We start from the raw sequence: 7,052 nt of genomic DNA on the forward strand, positions 1-7,052 counted from the left end.
CGCCACCAGCGTCTCCGCCAGCTTCTCCTCGGGCCTCGCCCCTACGATGCGGATGGGGATATCCACGTCCGGTTCGAACCCGGAGAGGCGCACCATGTCCCGGGCCAGGTCCAGGAGCCGCACCGGCTCCCCCATGTGCAGCACGAAGACGTCCTCCCCCAGCGCTCCCGCCTGGATGGCCAACTGCACCGCCTCGGGGATGGTCACGAAGAACCTCCGCATCTCCGGGTCGGTCACCGTCACCGGCCCGCCCTCGGCAAATCTGCCGCTTGTGAGGATCTGCACTACGCTGGCAAGGCTGCCAATCACGTTCCCAAAGCGAGCCGCCACGACCCGGGTCTTGCACCCCGTCCGGGCCGCTTCTGCACCGTCCGCCTTCCCACCGTCTACGTGAGAACCCGCCGTGCCGCAGTTGGGCGTCCCCGGCTGGCGCTGGCAGTCACCCCGTCGAACTCCCTGGCCGCTGCCGCCTCCATGAGGTGGGGCATGCCAAGCACGTTGTTAGTGAGAGCCTCCTCAAGGTTGAGCTCCATTAGTGGTCGGCGTTTGTCCGTAGCGATACAGTACTCTGGTTCTCCCTTGGAAGAACCTGTCGCCCACCGGCTTGAACTGCGGATCCGCCCACCAAAACTGGCTGTTCAACGCTTGCCGAAAGCCTAAACCTTCATAATAACGCTGCAAACTGGGGCTCAGCTTCTCGAACCGTGGATCCTTCCCTGGTACGTCAAGCGGCCTGGGGATCACTACCACCAAGGCGTTATTGCGGCCGATGAGATGGGAAACGTGGGCCGCGATCACCCACCCGATTTTCTGGCCGCGCCACTTGGGTTCCACGTACAGGCGCTCGACGTAGATCATTCGGCTTGTGAATGAGTCCGGAAAAAGGTCTTCCCGCAAGTGTTGGGTCTCTGGATCGATGAAGACCTCATACAGCTCCCCCAGGTCCTGGTGCTCGTCGTCGAGGATGTGCAACAATGACAGGCCCTTGGGCGGGTGGTTCATCAACTCCGCCAGGTCGATGAGGTACCCTCTTGCTTCCCCGGCCTGCTCAGAGCCTTCCCATTCATCATCGTACCAGAGGACTTCGGCCGTGACGCTCCATTCCTGGAGCACCTGGTGGGCTGGATCGGTGTCTCCTGAGTACCCTTCGATGGTCGCGCGCAGGAGCAGTGAGCTCCGACCTGGCCCTGGCTTCTTGGGATCGGCCACCGCGAGGCCGTCTTCCTTGGGTTCCGGCACCCGTCTGCCAGAAGCAATGCTCCCTCTCACCACAACGCTTCCGCCCGTAGCTGCCCCTCTTCCAGGTCCCTGACTATCCACTCCAGCTCGTCGAGGACACACTCGCCGGTATTCACCAGCTCGTCCCATGCCTTCTCCTCCAGGCTTTCGATCCGAGGGAACCGATTGCTCCTATTTCGGCCATTCGAAAGCCCTGGCATGCTCCGGGCACGACCAACAGGAGCAATCTTCGGTACTCCCCCTTGGTGCCCGTTGCGCAAAGGCTCCCTTCGCCCGTTGGTGCTTGCCGTCTTCCCACCCGAATCAAGAGATCGGGGAAACAACAGCGGCAGAGCCACCAAGAGCTCTCGTCCGATGGCCACCAGTTCCCTGCCCACTTCTACCCTCGAGAGCCGGTACCAATGGCGGCGTAAGGCTTGTTGGCGCCCCTGGATGCGTTGCAAGACCAGCCGGCTCCGGATCGCTCGGCGGGCTTGCTCACGCATGCGAAAGGTGCCCGCCATGAAACACTCTCTCCTTCCTCCGGTAAATCCTGTGGCAGCGTCGGTCCGGTGTCAGCTTGCACGACGGTAAGCCGGTTCCGAGCTGCTGCCTTTCGGAGATCGACGCAGAGCCACCCAGACGACTCCTCCCACAATCAGCCAGAAGAGGATCGCGATGGCCATCCAGGTCAAGATCCCATGGGCGCCCCGCAACGGGTCATCATCATCCGCCTGCCTCGTACGTGCCGGATCGAGACCCGACACGGACCCCTTGCCTCTCGCATCGCCATCCTGCCATCCCGGAGGCGGCTTATGCCCGTCCATAGCCTTGCGTACCCCCTTAGCGCCAGCCCCTACAGGCGGTCCATCCCATCAGGCGCCGACACAGGGGTCCCGCCCTTTACGGTCACCTGTTTTACAGGCAATCGGGCCGCATCGAGAAGCGCCTGGCGAAGCTCCTCCTTGGTGGCCCGTCGTTGGATGGCCTCACCAAGTCGACGGATTTGGAAGGCCAAGGTGTCCGCGTCGACCGATGGTCCCTCGATCCGGAACACCTTCGGATGTGCGGTGGGTACAACCCGCTCTCCGTCGCCGATGAGCTGTTCGGTCAGCTTTTCACCCGGGCGGGGGTTCGTAAACCGGATCCTGACATCCACATCGGGCTGCAAGCCAGACAGGCGGATCATGTCCCGGGCTAGATCGACTACCCGGACCGGTTCCCCCATATCCAGGACAAAGACCTCGCCGCCTGAACCCATCCCGCCGGCCTGGATGACGAGCGCCACCGCCTCCTGGACGGTCATGAAGTACCGCCGCATGTCAGGATGGGTGACTTCGAGATCCCGCCCTTCCGCCAGCGCTTCCCGGAAGACTTCCACGACGCTTCCCCGGCTGCCCAGCACGTTGCCAAAACGTACGGCTACGTAAATGGGTCGCTCCCCGTGGGTCGAGGAATCCGTGGTTGCTGCCGCCTCACGAAACGCGGGCACAAGTCGCCCGATAGACTTCCCCACACCGTCGCCCACAGGCCACCCGGGGCCTAACAGATCTCGGACATCTACCAGCTCGGTAAGCTGACCCCGGGCTGCCACTTGCACGAGCAACTCCCCTACCCGCTTACTTGCCCCCATGGCGCTGACGGGATCGGCCGCCTTGTCGGTGGAGATGACGACGCAGCGCTCCACGCCGGCTGCTTCGCACGCTTCCAAGACGTGCAGCGTGCCGAAGACGTTGTTGATGGTGGCCTCCCTCGGAGCATCTTCCATCGCGGGTACGTGCTTGTGTGCTGCGGCATGGAAGACCACCTGGGGGCAAAGGGCCTCAAAAAGCGCAAGTAGCCCGTCCCTGTCCCAGATGTTGACCACCTGATGCTTCCAGGCCACACTCGGGTAGAGTTGCGCTAGCTTACGGAAAGCCCTCACCAAGCTATCCTCGCCCCGCCCGATCATCACGACCTGATCCGGGCCAAAGCGGGCCACCTGCCGGCAAATCTCGCTGCCGATGGACCCGCCCGCTCCCGTGACGAGGACCCGCTTGCCCCGAAGGTACGCGGCAATGCCTTCCACGTCCACCTGCACAGGCTCCCTGCCGAGCAGGTCTTCGATCCGGATCTCCCGGATGCTGTTGACTGTTACCCGCCCGTCGATCAGCTCATAAAGCGCCGGAAGGGTGCGAACCGGTACTTTCGTGGCCTGGCAGACGTCCACTAGCTCGCGGATGACTTGCCGGGAGACGGACGGCATGGCAATGAGGATCTCCGTGACGCCGTACCGTTTGACCACCTCCGGAATGCGTCGGCGGCCCCCAAGCACCGGGAGGCCATATACCCGGTTTCCCCACTTACCCGGATCGTCGTCGATGAACCCGACAATTTGCCACGTCGTGCTGTGCTGGATCTCCCGAACGGCCATGGCGCCGGCGTCGCCCGCGCCCACGATTAATAGCCTCCGCTGTGACTCTCCATTGTACGCATGACCCTCCGCCAACCGAGCTTTTATCCAGTTCGCCCGAACCCGCAGCAGAATACGGATGCCACCGATCGCTGCGGTGCTCAGCAACCATTCAACGATAATCACGCTTCTCGGGACCACGAAGGGGCGGTAGAACACATTGAGAAGCCACATGCCCACGGTGCCCATCCCCGTGGCCGACGCAATGGTGAAAAGCTCGGGCAGACTCGCGTAAGCCCACACCCTGCCGTAGAGCCCCATGACAGCTAAAAGCCCAAGCCGCACGGTCACGGCTACCGCGCCCGCCCATGGGATTTGCGCTGCATAGCGTGCCGGAATCTCTCCGTCAAAGCGCAGGGCATAGCTTGCCACTAAGGAAATGGCGACCGCCACTGCGTCGAGTAGAGCAAGCGCCGCTATCCTCCGTGCCTTCGCCGTCATCCCTTACACCCCCTTCCTGCCGCATACACGCCAGACCGCTAGCGCCTTCTCGGTACGAAATGTCGCTTCCTGCGCCTAACGACGTAATCAACTTCCACTGCATCATCCAACTCCCTCAATGGCACGCCTAAGGGTATCCACCACAAGCTCCACCTCATCCAGGGTCAGGTTGTTGTGAAAGGGCAACGCGATGGTCCTTCTCGCGACGGATTCGGTTACCGGTAGCTCCCCACTCCGATACCCAAACCGCTCCCGGATGTACGGCTGGAGGTGCACGGGGGAGAAGTAGCCTCGGGTCGGGATGCCCTCCGCCTCCATGGCCTTCATGACCGGCTCCCGATCCAGGTCCTCCTCCAGGGTTGCCACGTACACGAACCAGCTCATTCTCACGTGGGGTTTGACTACGGGCGGACGGACTCCGGAAACCTCTCGTAGCCTCTCGGTGTACCAAGCTGCCACACGTGCTCGCTTCTCAAGAAACTGCTCGATTCGGCGAAGCTGTGAGAGACCTAGTGCGGCGCTCATCTCGTCCATGCGGTAGTTGTAGCCGAGCCGTTCATGCTCAAGCCACGCACCCATTTCACCCCGGCCCTGATTCCGGAGGCTCCTGGCTAACTCGGCTATGCTGTCGCTGTTAGTAACGATGACTCCCCCTTCGCCGGTCGTGATCTGCTTGTTCGGATAGAACGCAAAGGCGGCTGCATCACCGAATTGCCCGAGCATGCGTCCCTTATACTGGGCCCCGAGTGCTTCGCAAGAGTCGTCGATGACTCGCAAGCCATAGCCGCCGGCAACCTCAAGAATGGCGTCCCACTCCGCAGGGTGCCCGAAAACGTCGACTGCCAGGACGGCCTTCGTCCGGGGGCTGATCTTTCGCTCTACGTCGGATGGGTCGATGTTGTAGGTCTCGGGCTCCACATCGGCGAAGACGGGTGTGGCGCCCTCGTACAGCAAAACGTTCGCACTCGCTGCGAAGGTAAACGACGGGACGATGACTTCATCCCCAGGTCCGATACCCAGCGCTTTTACAGTCAAGTGAAGGGCCGCGGTACCTGAACTCACCGATACGGCATGGCGAACACCGACGTATTCCGCAATGGCGTGCTCAAACTCCGCTGCTTTGGGTCCCAGGGCAAGTCGTCCGGACCGCAGAACATCCAAAACAGCCTGCTCATCAGACTCGTCAATTTCCGGTGCGCTCATTGACAGGCGTGGCACAACTACCGCCATTCCCTCCCCTATAGGCCTCAGGCCACGTTAAACATGCTTCCTGTAAAACGGGGCGTCTAGGAGACTGCTCGGTTTCCTGTTGAAGCAGGGGCTTGATCAGGGATTTGAAAGGACAAGGAGGCATCCAGTGGGATCCATCCTCATCCAGTGGGGGGTTCCAAAGGAGGCGCGACAGCCTTCGAGGCACCTTTCCAGGCCTTATTTTCCCTTATCGCTTCCTTTATTGCCATCTTTTCCCTCATGCAGGGCAGACCTCCCCCACGGGTGGCCCGGCGGCCATCACTTCCTTGACGTTGTGGTTGACCGCCGCGAGCAGGAGCTGGAAGCGCACCTTGATCCGGCCCCAATAGCGTGCCTTTCGGGCGCCGTGGGTCTTGAGCAGCCGCACGATGCGCTCGATGCGGGCCCGCAGCCGGTAGCGCGCCCGGAAGGCCGGCGTCTTCTGGATCGCCCGGGCCTCCCGCAGCGCCGCCTCGTAGGGATGCATCGTGACCTGACGCGCCGCTGCCGGCGTGCAGCGGGCCTTGAGCGGACAGGCCCCGCAGGCCTCGGCCGGAAAGCTCACCACGAACTCCTTGTGGGCCTGCAGCCGGCCCGGGTCGAAGCGGACCGTCTGCTCGCCCGGACAGGTGAGCGTGCCGGCTTCGGCATCGAAGGCGAACGCCTCCTTCGAGAAGTACCCCTCCCGGTTGACCGCCGGCGGCGCTTTGGCCACGATCTGCGTGCCCTTTTCGGCCTGGCGCTCGCTTCGCGCCACGTCGAAGTAGGCCGAGTCGCCCAGCACCTCCTCCGGCCGGTGGCCCTGCTGGTCCTGCGTTTCCAGCATCGCCTCGAGCTTCGCATCGTCGGGCGCATTGGCGGGTGTCACCTCGACGGCGGTTACGAGCTGGTGCTGCGTCCCGCCCGTCATGACGTGGGCCTTGTAGCCGTCGGCCCGGTTGGATGCCGTCTTGTGGCCATGGCGCATCTCGGGGTCGACCACCGAGATGACCCGGTCTTTGGCCACCCCCCGCTTCAGGCGCACCGTGCCGTCGGGATCCCGCTCGATGTCCTGGGTGGCCACCCGCTCCAGCAGGTCCACCATGGCCCGAAGATCCTCCGGCAGCTTCGGCAGCGCCCGCGCCTTGGCCACCAACGCCAGCGCATCGTCGACCAGCTCCTGCAGAAGCGCACGCCTGGCCTCCGGGTCCTCCCAGTCAATCTTGGGCTTGCCCGGCTGGGCGTAATCGGTGCGCTTGAGTACGGGGGAAAGCTCGACCTCCAGCTCGTGCATCCGGGCCACCGCCAGGACCCGCAGGATGGCTTTGCGGATCAGGGTGTAGGTGTCCTGCACGGCCGCCCCGCCGTGGATCAAGAACGAATCGACGATCTGGGAGCGCTCCGGCGAAAAAAGCCCGGCCTCCTTCGCCGAAGCCAGCGTCGCCTCCAGCATGAGCTCGCCGATGCCATGCTGCAAGAACCGCCGGCGGTGATCGCAAAGGGTCACCGCATCGATCCCCTCAAAGTCCCGCCCTGCCAAAATCGCCAGCTTCACCCGGTCATCGAACCGCGAGGTCTCTTCCATCTCCCGGTCCGAGTAGCCCTTCTCCATCTGGACCAACAGCGCGAGAAACGTATGGACGGGACTCACCGACGGCCTTCCCGTGCGGGCGTCAAACAGCGGAGCAAACATCGACTCGTCCAGGTGCGTTTCGGCCCAGTCGTGCAGCCG

General features: G+C 63.1%; 4 protein-coding genes and 1 pseudogene. All 5 read right to left on the minus strand.

Annotation, left to right across the window (positions count from 1 at the left end; translation table 11 throughout):
* Positions 1-342: pseudogene (locus AB1609_12590) on the minus strand (polysaccharide biosynthesis protein).
* A 174-nt stretch (positions 343-516) separates the two neighbouring features.
* Positions 517-1,209: a GNAT family N-acetyltransferase gene (locus tag AB1609_12595; GenBank protein ID MEW6047299.1), complete on the minus strand. Its 693-nt coding sequence runs from the start codon at positions 1,207-1,209 to the stop codon at positions 517-519.
* 865 nt (positions 1,210-2,074) lie between these two features.
* The gene (locus tag AB1609_12600) at positions 2,075-4,111 is read right to left on the minus strand and encodes a nucleoside-diphosphate sugar epimerase/dehydratase (GenBank protein MEW6047300.1); all 2,037 of its coding nucleotides are present in this window, start codon (positions 4,109-4,111) and stop codon (positions 2,075-2,077) included.
* A gap of 102 nt (positions 4,112-4,213) precedes the next feature.
* Entirely contained in the window at positions 4,214-5,341 is a 1,128-nt protein-coding gene (locus tag AB1609_12605; GenBank protein MEW6047301.1) for a DegT/DnrJ/EryC1/StrS family aminotransferase, read from the minus strand.
* A 238-nt stretch (positions 5,342-5,579) separates the two neighbouring features.
* The coding region (locus AB1609_12610; protein MEW6047302.1) for an IS1182 family transposase at positions 5,580-7,052 on the minus strand (1,473 nt) is incomplete at its 5' end.

It is taken from the genome of Bacillota bacterium, assembly GCA_040754675.1.
In the GTDB taxonomy this organism is placed as follows: domain Bacteria; phylum Bacillota; class Limnochordia; order Limnochordales; family Geochordaceae; genus Geochorda.